The following is a 14081-nucleotide window of genomic DNA, read 5'->3' as shown; positions in this document are numbered from 1 at the left end:
TCAGGCCGGGCCCTCCTCCAGCTCGGACAGGCGGTCGATGAGCCGCGTGGCGGTCGGCCGCCCGGCGGGATCCTTGGCGAGGGCGTCGGTCAGCAGCGGGCGCAGCAGGCCGGGGGCCGCCCCCACGTCGGCCTTTCCATGCACGATGTTGTAGAAGATCCTCTCGATCGAGCCCTCGCCGAAGGGCGGCCGGCCGGTGGCCGCGTACAGCATCGTGGCCGCCCAGGCGTGCACGTCGACCCCCGGCCCGGCCACCTCGCCCGCGATGATCTCGGGGGCGAGGTAGCCGGGGGTGCCGATGAACATGCCCGTCATGGTGAGCCTGGTGGAGTCGACGGCCTGGGCGATGCCCAGGTCGATCACGACGGGGTCGCCGTCCATCAGGAGCACGTTGCTCGGCTTCAGGTCGCGGTGGACGACCCCCACCTTGTGCATGGCGGCCAGCGCCTCGGCCATGCCCTTCCCGAGGCGGAGCAGGGCGGCTACCTCCAGCGGCCCGTCCTGGCGCACCAGCTCGTTCAGTGACACGCCGGGGACGTACCGGGTCACGATGTACGGCGGGTCGCCGGTCACGTCCGCGTCGACGATCTCGGCCACGGCGGCGGCGCGGACCCTGCTCGTCGCCTCCACCTCCCGGGCCAGGCGCCGCCGGGCGAGCTTGTCGCCGGCCACCTGTGAGTGCAACACCTTGATGGCCACCGGCCTGCCATCGGGATCGACGGCGAGGTGGACCATGCCGCTGCCGCCCTCGCCGAGCCGGCGGACGAGCCGGTAGGGGCCGAGGCGTTCTTCGTGCGAGCGGGCCGCCGGCGGGCCCGGCCGCGCCGGGGCCGCCGGTTCGTCCCGGAGGCGCAGCCGACGCGAGCGGCCGAGGGTGACGGAGGTGCCGGGCCGGATCGTGACCGGCTCGTCCGGCGGCAGGTCGTGGGCCACGGCGTCGCCGGGGAGCCGCAGGCGGGTGCCGTGGGTGGAGCCCAGGTCGATCACGTTGACGTCCCAGCCGTCCAGCTTCACCCGCAGGTGGTGGCGGGAGACCGTGCCCTCGGAGTCGTCCATCTTGACCGGGCGGGCCTTGCCCGCGACCACCTCCGGGGCGGTCTCCGGGGAGCGGCCGACCAGGTGGGTGGCGTCGAGCCGGAACGTCGTCCCGTCGTCCAGATCGAGCATCCCGAGCGGCGGCCGCGGGCCCTTGTGTGGCACGAGCGTCCGTTTCAGGGCTCGGCCGCAGACGGCGCAGGTGGCCAGGCGGGGGTCGTTGAAGTGCCCGTTCTCGCAGTCGACGCCGTACACCTGCACGCCGTCCCGGGGGACGTCGGGCAGCGGGACGGTCTCGTCCACGGGCGGCCGGACGGGGCCCGGCGTGTCCGGCAGGCTGAGCGCACGGCCCTCGGGGGTGTCCGCCAGGGCGGCCAGGAGATCGGCGGGATGCTGGAAGCGCTCCTCCGGCCCGCTCGCCGTCGCCGTGGTGATGATGTCCCGCAGGTGCGGCAGGCCGGTCAGGGCCGACAGGTCGACCCGCCCGGCCAGGATCGCCGAGATGACCGCGGGGATGCTGCTCTCTCCCGGGTACGGCGACTGCCCGGTCAGCGAGAAGTACAGGATGACGCCGAGAGAGTAGAGGTCGGACCTGATGTCCACCACCTCGTTCCGCACGGCCTCGGGCGACATGTACGCGGGCGTCCCGACGATGGCCTCCCCGGGACTGGTGATCTCGGCCGCGCCCCTGCTCTTGGCGATGCCGAAGTCGACGATGACGGCGTCCTTCGACGGTCTCATCATGATGTTCGACGGCTTGAGGTCGATGCGGGTGACCCGGCGGCTGTCCAGGTAGCCGAGCGCCTCGGCGATCTGCGCGCCCAGGCGGACCACGTCGGTGGGGCTCAGTGGCCCCTGCTGGTGCACGATCTCGTTGAGCGTCCGCCCCTCGACCAGTTCCATCACGAGGATCGGCCGGCCCTCGTCGTCCTGGGCGACGTCGTAGGTGCGGACGATCCGGGGGTGGTCGAGCCGGATGGCGATGGCGGCCTCCCGGCGCAGCCGGGCCTCACCCTCCGGGTTGCCGGACGGGAAGCGCCGCGGCACCTTCACGGCCACGTCCCGTGCGAGCACGATGTCCCGGCCCCGGTAGACGGTGCTCTGGCCGCCCTCGCCGATGAGCTCGACCAGCTCGTACCGGTCGCCGACGGTCCGCAGCACGGACTCGACCATGGGCGGGGGGCTCGCCTGCGGGGTGCGGACCAGCGTGACGTCGGCAGCCGGGACGCGCAGGGACACGTCGAGCGCGGCCCGCTCCCCCTCGTTGCCGAGGGCGATGCCGAGCAGGGCCTGCTTGAGCCCGTCCGCGAGCTTGTACGACACCAGCCGCGCGTCGGTCTCGCCGCCGTAGTTCGTCGCGTCCGGCCTGCCGGGGTCGCGGGCCACACTCAGCACGCCGTGCACCTCCAGGTGCAGCAGCAGCCGGTCGACACTGGCCCTGCCGACGTGCAGCAGCGGATCGAGCTCGGGCTGCTCGGCGGAGCCGACGATGTCCATCGCGGTGAACGAGTCGCCCTGCCGCTTCAGGATCCAGTCCACGATGTAGTAGCCGGTGAGCCGCCACCGGTCCTCGTCGATCGGCACCCGGAAGAGCCGGTCCTGGCCGCTCTGCCGGAAGAAGAGCTCCAGCAGCTCCTCCAGCCGGGCGTAGAACGCGACGCGCTGCTCGTCCTGGTCGCCGACGACGAGGAACGGCCGCTCGCCCTCCCACCTGACCAGCTCGCCGAACTCCTGGAGCAACCGGCGGGGTATCCCGCGCGCCTTGAAGCGGAGGTAGCGGGCCAGTTGCTCGAACTCGGCCGGCCGCTCGTCGAGCACCGCGTCCAGCAGGCGGCCGGGCGCCTCCCAGGAGCAGGGGACGTAACAGCGCCAGGCGAAGACGCTCTCGTAGACGCTGTTCCCCCGGCTGGTGTCCCTGACCACGTGGTCGTGCAGGTCGGGGCCGGCCACCACGAGGAAGTGCGCGCCCTGCGTGGTGAGCGTGTTCTTGAGGCCGCCCAGCAGCCGTTCGATCTCCTCGAGGCCGGAGGGGTGCGCGGTGAGCTTGTCCACCTCGTCGAGCACGATGATCAGATGGACCCGCCGCGGCCCGCGCGACCACCGGCGCCACCCGCGCCGCCGCGCCGGCTGCCTGGCCAGCAGGTTGATGATGCGCGACAGGTCGTGCTCGACGTCGGTGTCCGAGTAGGTGAGGTACGAGGCCTCCAGCGCCAGGGAGCGGGTGCGCTTGCCGGACAGGCCACCGCTCGGGCTCAGCCAGCCGGCCGGCCCGGTCAGCTTCTTGGCCGCCGGGCCCATGCCCACGTTGAAGGTCGCCGTCCGTTCGGAGGCGTCCGACTGCGTCTGCTTCAGCCCGAACGAGGTGCGCACGTGCGCGAGCAGCAGCGCGCGCCGCGCGCCCGCGTCGAGGCGTTGCAGCACCCGCCGGTCGTGCAACGCCTCGTAGGTCCGCCTGACCACGGCGAACAGGAGCTGGTCGGGGGTCATGGGACGGGCGACGTTGAGCGAGATGGGCACGACGAGCTCGTCCCTGGGGCGGCCGGCGGCGATCTCCTCCACCGCGCGCATGACGACCGTGCTCTTGCCCACGCCCCGGAACCCGGTGATGAGGAACGTGCCTCCGCGCGACCAGCGCAGCCGCTGGTCCAGCTCGTCGATGAGCTCGGCGTTCCCCAGCAGCGGCATCGACTGCTCGTCGTGCCGCAGCGGCTCGTGGATGTAGCGGAACGAGCCCTTGAGAGGAACCCTCAGCATTCTCACCCCTCGCTCGGCGGAGCAGATCCTCTGGGACGGACGAGGGCGCCGGGTTCTCGGTTCCTCTCGGAGTACCGTACGCGGCGGTTCCGCCTTTTCGCCGCGGTATGCCGGAACCCGATCATGGCCGCCCCCGGTCGCCGGGTCGGAGCCGCGTCTGAGCTGCGTCTGAGCGGCGGGGTCGGGGGTAGGGCCCCTGGCATGGACAACGAGCGGGAAATGTCGGAGGCCGTCATCGTCGTGGGGGCCGGGATGGCGGGGCTGGCCTGCGCGGTGCGGCTGCACGAGGCCGGCGTGCCGGTACGGGTGCTGGAGGCGTCCGACGGGGTGGGCGGCCGGGTGCGCACCGACGTCGTGGACGGGTTCCGGCTGGACCGCGGCTTCCAGGTGTTCAACACCGCCTATCCCGAGGCCCGCCGGATGCTCGATCTGGACGCGCTCGACCTGCGCCCGTTCGCCTCGGGCATGATCGTCCAGGGGACGAGGGCGCGGGCCAGGGTGATGCTGCCGTGGCGGCACCCCCTGCACGCGCTGAGCGGGCTGCTGACCGGCCTCGGCACGCCGCGTGACGACGCCGTGCTCGCCGCCCTCACGGCACGTGACCTGGTCCTGCCCGCGTCCCGGCTGCGCGGCGGGCCGGACCGGCGTACCGACGACGAGCTGCGCGCCTGGGGCATGTCCGAGAGGATGATCGACTGCCTGATGCGTCCGTTCCTGGCCGGTGTGCTCCTGGAACGCGACCTGGAGACCTCCAGCCGGGTCTTCCACCTGTTCTGGCGGTCGTTCGCGCGCGGCACCATCGCGCTGCCGGCCCTCGGCATGGGCCAGATCCCGCGCCAGCTCGCCCACCGGCTGCCGCCGGGCGCCGTCACGCTCGGCGCCCGCGTCACCGAGGTGACCCTCGGCGGCGTGCGGCTCGCGGACGGCGCCACGGTCCGGGGCCGTGCCGTGGTGGTGGCCGCCGACCCGCCGGCCGCGGGCCGTCTGCTGAGCGAGATCGACACACCCGAGATGCGCGCGGTGACCACCTTCTACCACGCCGCGCCCCGCTCCCCCATGCGCGAGCCGATCCAGGTCATCGACGCCACCGGGGCCGTCGCCGACACCCTGGTCCTGACCGACGCGGCTCCCGGGTACTCCGCCGACGGGCGGGCGCTGGTGTCCACGTCGGTCCTGGGCCTGGCCGACGACGAACGTCCGGTCCGCCGGCGCCTGGCCGAGATCTACGGCGACACCTCCGGCTGGGAGCACGTGGCGACGTACCAGGTGCCGGCGGCGCTGCCGGCGATGCGGCCGCCGTACCCGCTGCGCAGGCCGGTACGCCTGCGCGCCGGCCTGTACGTGTGCGGCGACCACCGCGACACCGGCTCGCTCCAGGGGGCGCTGGTCTCCGGGCGGCGCGCGGCCGACGCCGTGCTCGCCGACCTCCCGTCCCTGCGCGCCGTGAGCCTCGCCGCCCTCGACCGCGCGACGTTCTAGCGGCCCGCGATCACAGCTCGCGCAGTGCCAGCATGGCCTCCCGCTCGATGCGCGCGAGGTCGTGCAGGACGGCCCCGGCCTGCTCCAGGTACGCCGCGTCGCGCGCCTCCCCGGCCTTGGCGACCAGGGCGGACACGTCCGTCCACAGGGCCGCCGCCTCGGCGTACAGGCGGTGGCCGGCGCGCAGGCGGTCGTCGTCGACGAACTCGCCGCACTCGGCGAGGAAGTCCCGGTACAGGGCGCGGAACAGGCCGCCGCCGGTGCCGCCCCTCTCCATGAGGAGGGCGGCCTGCGGCAGGTCCCGCGCGGGCTCGTCCGCGCGGGCCAGCCACTTGGGCACCAGGCGGGCGGCCTTGTCGATGCCGCGGTGGCCCAGGTTGGCGATGGGCGCGGCGAGGAACGCCTCGGCGCACGTCCTGATCGCCGGGACGGCCCGCTCCCGCCAGGCGGGCGGGCCGCCCGGCAGGGTGAGGGAGAAGGACCGGTTCCTGGCGGTCATCGGGCCGCGTTCGGCCCGCGCCGCGGCCAGGCTGTCCAGGCTCGTCCGCACGGCGCCGCCCTGTTGCGCGGTGTCCACCAGGTACGCCTGCCGCTCGTCGTAGCCGTACATGGCGACGACGTGGCCGCCGAAGCGCACCTTCGAGCCGAAGTAGTCCAGGTGGTAGCAGTCGAGCTGGAGGCCGACCGGCAGGCCGTCGTCGATGCGGGCGGCCACGTTCTCCCACGCCTTGCGGGCCGAGCCGGTCTCCTCCACGCGCAGGGTCAGCCCCAGCCTGCCGGCCAGGTTCCTGGTGAGCTCGAACGGCTTGACCCGGCCGCCCATGAACGGGAAGTCCATGCCCTTGGCGTCCCAGTAGACGAAGGACAGGCCGGAGCCGAGCCCGAACAGCATGGGCTCGGACAGGTCGAGCCCCTGGTGCCGCAGCAGCACCCCCAGTGCCGTCGTCTCGCAGTGCTCCATGCCGCGAGCCTCGATGCCTTCCACGATGGTCATGCGTCGCTCTCCTCGGTGGCCGGGTCGATCAGCGTGCGCGGGGCCGCCGGCCGGTCCGGGCCCCGCACGCAGCATGACGCCTCCCACGGGGGGAGAGTCCACCTCCCGTCCCGGCCGCGCGGCCCGGCCTACGGCTTCGCCCGGCCCGTACGGTCGGCCGCGTACGCGGTGAGGGCGCCGGTCGCGCAGACGGCCGCGAAGCCGAACAGCACGTACCGGGCCGAGTCGAGCATCGAGGAGCCGCCGAGGTTGACCAGGATCCCGGCGAGTGCCGTGCCGAACGCGATCGACAGGCTGGTCACGGTGGCGATCGCCGCGGCCGCCCGTCCACCCTCCTCCGGATCCCGCGTACTGGTCATCACGGCCACGGACAGGTGCGGGTAGGCGAGGCCGATCCCCGCCCCGGCGGCGAACAGCACCGGCACCCAGACCAGCACCAGCCATCCCGGCGTGTCCGCACGCTGCACCAGCCCCTGGACGAGGAGTCCGGCCGCGAGCAGCATCGGGCCGAGCACCCGCAGCCGCCGCACCGCGCGCCGCCCGGTCACGGACGAGCTGCCGATCTGGGTCGTCGACCAGCCGAGCGAGACGGCCGCGGCGAAGAATCCGGCCACCAGCGGCGGCAGCCCGGCCAGCCGCTGCCCGAACAGCGGCAGGAACGACTCGACCGCGACCCCGAAGGTCAGCACCCCGATCGTCAGGTAGACCCACTTCAGCGACGAACCCCGCCGGTACGTCGCCTCCGGGAAGACCCGGTGCGCGCCGCGCCGCTCGTGGACGACGAACCCGCCCATGAGCAGCAGCGCCAGGGCGAGGACGGCGGCCTTGGCGGGCGTCCCGGCCACGACCCCCGCCACGCTCACCGCCCCGGCGGCCGCCGTCACCAGCACCAACGATCCCACCGGCACCGCGGCCCGCGCCCCGCGCTCCCCACGCTCACCGCGCGGCAGGGCGCGGGGGACGATCGCCCCGCAGACGACCCCGATCACCGCCATCGCCGCGAACGCCGGCCGCCACGCCCCGAACTGCGCGAACAGCCCGCCGAGCGCCGGTCCGGCGAAGTTGCCGACGCCGTACATCGCCGACATGAGGGCGGTGCCACGCGTCCAGAGCCGGGGCGGCAGGGCCGACCGGACGACGGCGAAACCCAGCCCCGACAGCAGCCCGGCGCCGAGCCCCTGAACCCCCCGGGACACCAGCAGCGCCGCCATCGCCGGGCTCGCCGCGCAGGCCAGCGAGCCCACGGTGAACGTGGCGAACCCGGCGAGGTAGGAGCCGACGTTCCCCCACGCCGACAGCGAGCGGGCGGTGAGCATCGTCGCGATCACCATGGCGACGAGGTAGACCGTCATGTTCCAGGCGTAGAAGCTCGCCCCGCCGAGATCGGCCACCGCGGTCGGCAGCAGGCTCGCCGCCAGGTAGATGTTGATCGCCCCGGCGAGCACGCCCCCGGCCAGCACGACCGCGGCTCCCAGATGCTCGCGCCCCAGCAACTCCCGCCACGTGGCGGCGGCGTCCGGGGGGTCGGGCGGGCGGGGTGGCGATGGCGGGACGCGTGTCCCGTGGGCGGGCTCGCGGCCGCCGGTCTGTTCGTGGTGGTCAGCACTCATGACTTCAAGGCTGTCGTTGAACCGTCCCCGGAAGCTTTCCGCGCCTGCGCCGCGTAGGGCGCTGGACCGGCGGGCGGGCAACCCTCAACCCCCGGTGGACACCCGCCGGGTCAGCTGTGGGCGCGCATCGTCCTGCTGATCCACTCCGCGTACGCCGGCACGTTGGTGTACAGACCAGGACCTTCCGCACAGGACGGGCTCTTGGCGCCGGGGCCCGAGGTGACCCCGATGAGCTCCCATCGCCCTCCCCTGCCCCGCCGCACCTGCGGAGAGCCGGAGTCGCCGTTGCACGCCATGGCCTTGGGCGTCCGGCTGATCGTGCACAGCCGGGTCGCGCCCGCGTACCCGGGGCCGCACTCGCGTCGGCGAGCCCCATGGCCGGGGCCGCGATCGGGATCGAGGCCATGAACGGGTCCGACTCCGTGGCCTTCCTGCCGTTGACGATCGCTCCGGCGCTGCCGGTGGTGGCGGCGAGGCAGGCCGCGCCCGCCACGGCGCAGGGCTGCGGTTTTCCGCAGGGGGACTGGGCGGAGCACCGCATTCCGGTGCGCAGCCCCTCTCCCTAACGTTGATCACATGATGCAGACGATGATGAACGTGCTGGTGGCGGCGACGATGGCGGCGGGGAGCCAGGGCGCCGGAGTGGGCCCCGAGCTGGAGAGGATCGTGGCGGGAAAGGGCGCGACGGCCGCCCTAGCGCGGGTCACCGACGGCGGCCGCACCTGGTCGGGCTCGGCGGGCGTACGTGACGTCGAGCGCGGCGGACGCCCCTCGCCCGACGGCTACTTCCGGATCGGCAGCGTGACCAAGACCTTCGTCGCCACCGTGCTGCTCCAGCTCGTGGACGAGGGCAAGCTGAAGCTGGACGACCCGATCGACGACCACCTGCCCGGCCTGGTCCCCGGCGGCGGCCGGATCACGGTCCGCAGCCTCCTCGACCACACCAGCCACCTGTACGACTACATGAGCGAGCCCGGCTACTCCACCAACCGCTGGCGCGGCGAGGCCCGCTTCCGCTCCTACCGGCCGGACGAGCTGCTCAAGGTGGCCTTCGCCAAGAAGCTCCCCGACGACGGCAGGTGGCACTACTCCAACACCAACTACGTGGTGCTCGGCCTGCTGGTGGAGAAGCTGACCGGCCGCCCGTACGGCGAGGAGGTCAGCCGCCGGATCCTGCGCCCGCTGGGGCTGCGCCACACGCTGGTCCCCGGCGACCGGGCGGGGCTGCCGTCCCCCCACGCCAAGGGGTACGAGCCGATGCCCGCCCTCGTGGACGCCACCCGCATGAACCCCTCGCTGGACTGGGCCGCGGGAGAGATGATCTCGACCGCCGCGGACCTGGAGCGGTTCATGTCCGCCCTGCTGAGCGGCAGGCTGACCAGCGCCGCGTCGCTGAAGGCCATGCGCACGACCGTCGAGACGGGCGCCGGGTTCGGCTACGGGCTCGGGCTCCAGGCGTACGCGCTGCCGTGCGGCACGGTATGGGGGCACAGCGGCGAGCTGATCGGGTACCTGACGTTCGCGTTCCGCTCGGACTCGGGCAAGTCGCTGACCCTGTCGCTCAACCCCTCGACCAGGAACCCGTCCACGGAGGAGATCATGGGCATGGCCGTCAAGGTATTCTGCGGGACCGCGGGCTGAGACCGGACGGCCCCCGAGATCGCGAGGAGTTCCCTTGGAAGGTCCGACGGACAGCGCGACGGGCGAGCCTCCGCTCCTGGGCGCCTTCCGGCTCCCGGACGGCGCCTGGATCCGCGGCCGGGGCCTGCGCCACCCGCTGCCCGCGGGCCCGGTGCCCGGCTTCGGCCTCTATCTGGGGTCGGCGCGGCTCGCCGGCCGCCACGAGGACGGGCTGCGGTGGCCGCACGCGTGGATCGAGTGGCCCGACTTCCTGCTGCCCCGCGACCGTGACGCGGCCGTGGAGCGGATCCGCGACCTGCACCGGCGGGCGCGGGAGGGCGCGGCGGTGGAGGTGGCGTGCGGGGGCGGCGTGGGCCGCACCGGCACGGTCGTCGCCTGCCTCGCCGTCCTGGCCGGCCTCGACCCGGCCGACGCCGTCGCCTGGACGCGCGAGCACCACCACCCCCGGGCCGTGGAGACTCCGTGGCAACGCCGCTGGATCCGCCGCTTCCCCGGCCCTCTCCGGGCTGAGGCCGGCTGAGCCGGGCTGAGCCGGGCGATCAGGGTGCCTTCGTCCGTACGGAATCCGTCAGGAGGCCCTCTTCGAGGACCAGGTCGAGCTGGAGTTCCCGGTATCCGGCGTCCTCGAACAGGACCGTCAGGCGGTCCTCGCCGCGCTGGATGACCTGGCCCGGCCCCCACCTGCGGTGTTCCACCCGGGCGCGAGCCGTACCGCGCCCGCTCTCCAGCAGGTCCAGCAGCGCTGTCAGGCGTCGCGCCGACAACCCGGCACGTTCCGCCAGTCCCTTGCGGTCGCCGCCGGGGCCGGAGTCCGCGACCGCCTCGGCGACCCGCGCCAGCTTCTCCTCGTCGGGCACGCCGCCGGTGAAGAAGCGCTGCAACCCCAGGTCCTCGGGCCGGTAGAAGAGCACGGCCGCGGCCGGCTCGCCGTCCCTGCCCGCCCGGCCGATCTCCTGGTAGTACGCGTCCGGCGAGCCGGGGATCTCGGCGTGCAGGACGAAACGTACGTCCGGTTTGTCGATGCCCATGCCGAAGGCGTTGGTCGCGACCACGACATCCAGGTCACCGGCCATGAACCGGCCGTGCACCTCGTCCCGTTCGGGCGGTCGCCGTCAGGGCCGCGACGACCGGACGGCCGAGCGCGTCGGCCACCGAGCCGAGCCGCAGGTAGTCGGGGCGGAAGTCGTGCCCCCAGGCCGAGACGCAGTGGGCCTCGTCCACCACCATGAGCGAAGGTCCCGCGGCGGCGAGCTCGCGCAGGACGTCGGGACGGGCGAGCTGCTCCGGCGCGCAGAACAGGAACTCCGTCTTCCCCGCCCGCAGCGCCTCGAACGTCTCCGAACGCTCGCCCGCGCGCGTTCCCGCGTCCAGGCTGACGGCCTCCTCGTCGCGGTCACGCAGGGCCTCGACCTGGTCGCGTTGCAGGGCGATGAGCGGCGAGACCACCAGGGTGGGGCCGCTCAGGAGCAGCGCCGGCACCTGGTAGATCGCCGACTTGCCGCTGCCGGTCGGCATCACCACCAGCGTGTCCCTGCCCTCGGCCAGGGCCGTCATCGCCCGTAGCCGGCCGGGCCGCAGGTCGGTCAGGCCGAGCGCCTTCCTGGCCGTCCGTTCGCACTCCGCCGCTGTGTCGCGCATCCGGTCCTCTCTGGTCGGGGAAGACCGTCCCTCCTGCCCCGCCACCGGACTTCCCATGCGTCATCGGGGCGGGAGCCGGAGCTCGAAGGCCGGGCGTCGAGGGCGACAGGATCCCGACGAGGAACCCACGGCGACGACGCGGTCATGGTCCTCGGGGCCCGGCCGGCCGCAGCCGCGGCTCGCCGCCATCGCTCTGGTCCATGATCACGTATCGTCCCGGCCCCATCGGCCGCCTGTCCAGCGGCAGCGGGCGGCGAGCGCTGATGTGCGTTTCCGAGCGGCACGATCTTGGCCTCCCGCCGAACGGCGACGATCACAGGTCCGACCTCGCACCTCCTTCAGGCATACATCTCCGGCGGATGCCTGTCCACGGCCAGTCGCACCTCCGATGTCTCCTCAGGGCCGAGTTAGGAAAGTTTCCTAAACTTGGATCGTTCCAAGATCGATAATCTGTTGACGGGTGTGACTCCCTGTGGGAACACGATGAAAAGCCGCTCACCCCCCAGGAGCCACCCGATGAACTCGTGGAAATCCCGGTTATGCGTCCTCGCGCTGGTCGCGGGCGCGTTGACCGTGCCCGCCGGCCCCGCCGACGCCGCCCCCACCCGCTACGAGGCCGAGAACGCGACGGTCTCGCTAGGAGCCGTCGAGTCCAACCACACCGGCTACTCCGGCAGCGGCTTCGTGAACGGCGACAACGTCGCCGGCTCCTACACGGAGTGGACCGTCAACGCGCCCAGCGCCGGAACCGCCACGCTGGCCCTGCGCTACGCCAACGGCACCAGCTCGGACCGGCCCAGCGACCTCGCGGTCAACGGCTCGGTCGTGGCCGCGTCCCGCGCGTTCGCGCCCACCGCGAACTGGGACACCTGGGCCACGGTCACGCTGACCGCCCAGGTCAAGGCGGGCCCCAACACGATCAGGGCCACCGCCGCCACGGCCGGCGGGAACCCCAACTGGGACTACCTCGACGCCGAGGTCCAGGTCAGCGGCTTCACCGACTACCAGGCCGAGACGGCCACGATCGCGCAGGGCGTGGTGGAGTCCAACCACGCCGGCTACACCGGCTCCGGCTTCGTCAACTACGACAACGCGACCGGCTCATACGTCGAGTTCCAGGTCAGCGCGGCGGCGACCGGCCCGCAGAGCCTGACCTTCCGCTTCGCCAACGGCACCACGATCGACCGGCCGATGAGCATCTCCGTGAACGGCTCGGCGTCCACCCGCTCCTTCCCCGGCACCGGCGCGTGGACCACCTGGAACGAGGTCACGCTCAACGCCACCCTGAACGCGGGCGCCAACACCGTACGGGCCACCGCGACCACCGCGGACGGCGGCCCCAACCTCGACCGGCTGCGCGTCAGCGGACCGGGCGACACCGAGAAGCCGAGCGCGCCCGGCCAGCCGGTGTGCGGCGAGATCACCCACAACAGCCTGAAGCTCGACTGGCCGCCGTCCACCGACGACATCGGCGTCGCGGCCTACGACATCTACCAGCAGGGCCAGCTCATCGCCACCGCCCCCGCGCCACCGGCCACCCTGACCGGGCTGACCCCCGACTTCGGCTACCAGTTGTCGGTGTTCGCCCGGGACGCCTCCGGCAACGTCTCGCTGAGCAGCCCCGAGGCGAACTGCCACACGCTGCCCGCGCCGCCGGACGACCCGCCGTCGCAGCCGGGTCAGCCCGCGGTCAGCGGCGTCCAGCCCACGTCGGCGACCGTCACCTGGGCCGCCTCCACCGACGACGGCGGCGTGCGCGCCTACCTGGTCCGCGACCACGCCTCCGGCACCGTGCTGGCCACCGTGACCGGCGCCCCGCCCGTCACCACCGCGAGCGTGCCGCTGGAGTGCGCGCGCACCTACCAGCTCGACGTCGTCGCCCGCGACACCGCAGGCCAGCTCTCCGCGCCGAGCGCGGCGTCGGCCTCGTTCACCACGGGGACCTGCGGGACCGTGCCCCAGACGCCGGCCGGCGTGGCGGGCGGCTGGGACGTGCCCTGGGACGTCTCCTGGGTGCCGGACGGCTCGTACGCGCTGGTCACCGAGCGGGACACGTTCAAGGTGTTCAAGGTGACACCGGCGGGCACCAAGACGCAGGTCGGGACCGTGCCGAACGTGCAGACCACCGACGGCGAGGGCGGCCTGATGGGCCTGGACCTCTCCCCCACCTGGAACGGCACGACCGACCAGGAGGTGTTCTTCATGCACACCGCCTCCGAGGGCAACCGCATCGCGAGGATGAACTTCAACGGCAGCACGCTCAGCGGCTACACCACGATCCTCCAGGGCATCGACAAGAACCGCTACCACAACGGCGGCCGCGTCAGGTTCGGCCCCGACGGCTACCTGTACGCCACCACCGGCGACGCCCAGCAGTCGAGCAACGCGCCCAACCTGAACTCGCTCAACGGCAAGATCCTGCGCATCACCAGGACCGGCGCCGCCGCGCCCGGCAACCCGTTCGGCACCCGCGTCTACAGCTACGGCCACCGCAACCCGCAGGGCCTGGCCTGGGACTCCGCCGGCCGCCTGTGGTCGTCGGAGCTGGGCAACTCCTCGCGCGACGAGCTCAACCTGATCCAGCCCGGCAAGAACTACGGCTGGCCCACCTGCGAGGGCACCTGCACCACGTCCGGCATGACCAACCCCAAGTACACCTGGGGCGTCGCCGAGGCCTCGCCGAGCGGCATCGCGATCGTCAACAACACGATCTTCATGGCGGCGCTGCGCGGGCAGCGGCTGTGGCGCATCGTCCTGAACGGCGAGAACGTCTCGACGGTCAACTCCTACTTCAACGGCACGTACGGCAGGCTGCGCGCGGTCGAGAAGGTGCCGAACGCCGCCGCCATCTGGTTCGGCTCGACCAACTCCGACAACAACGGCGACGGCAGCGCCGACACGATCCGCCGCTCCGCCATCCAGTAGCCCCC

At 73.1% G+C, this 14081-nt stretch carries 10 protein-coding genes and 1 pseudogene; 5 read left to right on the top strand and 6 right to left on the bottom strand.

All coding sequences use genetic code 11. The features are described from left to right. Positions 1 to 3789, bottom strand: coding sequence for a protein kinase (locus ACIHAD_RS21290; RefSeq protein WP_397356249.1), 3789 nt, complete (start codon positions 3787 to 3789; stop codon positions 1 to 3). A 201-nt stretch (positions 3790 to 3990) separates the two neighbouring features. Between ACIHAD_RS21290 and ACIHAD_RS21285 the strand changes: the two genes are divergently transcribed. Further along, positions 3991 to 5268 carry an NAD(P)/FAD-dependent oxidoreductase gene (locus ACIHAD_RS21285; RefSeq protein ID WP_397356248.1) on the top strand — a complete coding sequence of 426 codons (1278 nt, stop codon included), beginning with the start codon at positions 3991 to 3993 and terminating at the stop codon, positions 5266 to 5268. 10 nt (positions 5269 to 5278) lie between these two features. Here ACIHAD_RS21285 and ACIHAD_RS21280 read toward each other — a convergent pair whose 3' ends face one another. The 3 genes and pseudogenes from ACIHAD_RS21280 to ACIHAD_RS21270 form a co-directional block, all read right to left on the bottom strand. Continuing rightward, positions 5279 to 6262, bottom strand: coding sequence for a BtrH N-terminal domain-containing protein (locus tag ACIHAD_RS21280; RefSeq protein WP_397356247.1), 984 nt, complete (start codon positions 6260 to 6262; stop codon positions 5279 to 5281). 128 nt (positions 6263 to 6390) lie between these two features. Then, positions 6391 to 7872, bottom strand: a complete 1482-nt coding sequence (locus ACIHAD_RS21275; RefSeq protein WP_397356246.1) for an MFS transporter — start codon at positions 7870 to 7872, stop codon at positions 6391 to 6393. A 110-nt stretch (positions 7873 to 7982) separates the two neighbouring features. Beyond that, positions 7983 to 8201 (bottom strand): annotated as a pseudogene (locus tag ACIHAD_RS21270) (trypsin-like serine protease); the annotation flags it as partial. A gap of 45 nt (positions 8202 to 8246) precedes the next feature. Between ACIHAD_RS21270 and ACIHAD_RS21265 the strand changes: the two are divergent. From ACIHAD_RS21265 to ACIHAD_RS21255, 3 genes are read left to right on the top strand one after another with little or no spacing between them, the layout of a single operon-like run. Next, positions 8247 to 8438 (top strand): hypothetical protein, encoded by a 192-nt coding sequence (locus ACIHAD_RS21265; RefSeq protein ID WP_397356378.1) that lies wholly within the window; start codon positions 8247 to 8249, stop codon positions 8436 to 8438. 10 nt (positions 8439 to 8448) lie between these two features. Further along, positions 8449 to 9513: a serine hydrolase domain-containing protein gene (locus ACIHAD_RS21260; protein ID WP_397356245.1), complete on the top strand. Its 1065-nt coding sequence runs from the start codon at positions 8449 to 8451 to the stop codon at positions 9511 to 9513. 34 nt (positions 9514 to 9547) lie between these two features. Beyond that, entirely contained in the window at positions 9548 to 10033 is a 486-nt protein-coding gene (locus ACIHAD_RS21255; RefSeq protein WP_397356244.1) for a protein-tyrosine phosphatase family protein, read from the top strand. A gap of 19 nt (positions 10034 to 10052) precedes the next feature. Here the strand turns inward: ACIHAD_RS21255 and ACIHAD_RS21250 are convergent, their stop codons facing one another. Both ACIHAD_RS21250 and ACIHAD_RS21245 read right to left on the bottom strand, forming a co-directional pair. After that, a complete protein-coding gene (locus tag ACIHAD_RS21250; protein ID WP_397356243.1) occupies positions 10053 to 10586 on the bottom strand; it encodes a helicase-related protein in 534 nt (177 codons plus the stop codon). Then, a complete protein-coding gene (locus ACIHAD_RS21245; protein WP_397356242.1) occupies positions 10576 to 11151 on the bottom strand; it encodes a DEAD/DEAH box helicase in 576 nt (191 codons plus the stop codon). Before ACIHAD_RS21245 ends, ACIHAD_RS21250 begins: the two co-directional genes overlap by 11 nt. Before the next feature lie 516 nt (positions 11152 to 11667). Here ACIHAD_RS21245 and ACIHAD_RS21240 point away from each other — a divergent pair. Further along, positions 11668 to 14076, top strand: a complete 2409-nt coding sequence (locus ACIHAD_RS21240) for a PQQ-dependent sugar dehydrogenase (RefSeq protein ID WP_397356241.1) — start codon at positions 11668 to 11670, stop codon at positions 14074 to 14076. Positions 14077 to 14081 lie beyond the last annotated feature (5 nt).

It is taken from the genome of Nonomuraea sp. NPDC052265 (genome assembly GCF_044547985.1).
GTDB lineage: Bacteria > Actinomycetota > Actinomycetes > Streptosporangiales > Streptosporangiaceae > Nonomuraea.
This window is presented reverse-complemented; position numbering and strand designations above follow the sequence as displayed.

Excerpts from the sequence above, each read along its gene's own strand:
- ACIHAD_RS21290 (WP_397356249.1), bottom strand. The coding sequence starts at position 3,789 with ATGCTGAGGGTTCCTCTCAAGGGCTCGTTCCGCTACATCCACGAGCCG.
- ACIHAD_RS21285 (WP_397356248.1), top strand. The coding sequence starts at position 3,991 with ATGGACAACGAGCGGGAAATGTCGGAGGCCGTCATCGTCGTGGGGGCC.
- ACIHAD_RS21280 (WP_397356247.1), bottom strand. The coding sequence starts at position 6,262 with ATGACCATCGTGGAAGGCATCGAGGCTCGCGGCATGGAGCACTGCGAG.
- ACIHAD_RS21275 (WP_397356246.1), bottom strand. The coding sequence starts at position 7,872 with ATGAGTGCTGACCACCACGAACAGACCGGCGGCCGCGAGCCCGCCCAC.
- ACIHAD_RS21265 (WP_397356378.1), top strand. The coding sequence starts at position 8,247 with ATGGCCGGGGCCGCGATCGGGATCGAGGCCATGAACGGGTCCGACTCC.
- ACIHAD_RS21260 (WP_397356245.1), top strand. The coding sequence starts at position 8,449 with ATGATGCAGACGATGATGAACGTGCTGGTGGCGGCGACGATGGCGGCG.
- ACIHAD_RS21250 (WP_397356243.1), bottom strand. The coding sequence starts at position 10,586 with ATGGCCGGTGACCTGGATGTCGTGGTCGCGACCAACGCCTTCGGCATG.
- ACIHAD_RS21245 (WP_397356242.1), bottom strand. The coding sequence starts at position 11,151 with ATGCGCGACACAGCGGCGGAGTGCGAACGGACGGCCAGGAAGGCGCTC.
- ACIHAD_RS21240 (WP_397356241.1), top strand. The coding sequence starts at position 11,668 with ATGAACTCGTGGAAATCCCGGTTATGCGTCCTCGCGCTGGTCGCGGGC.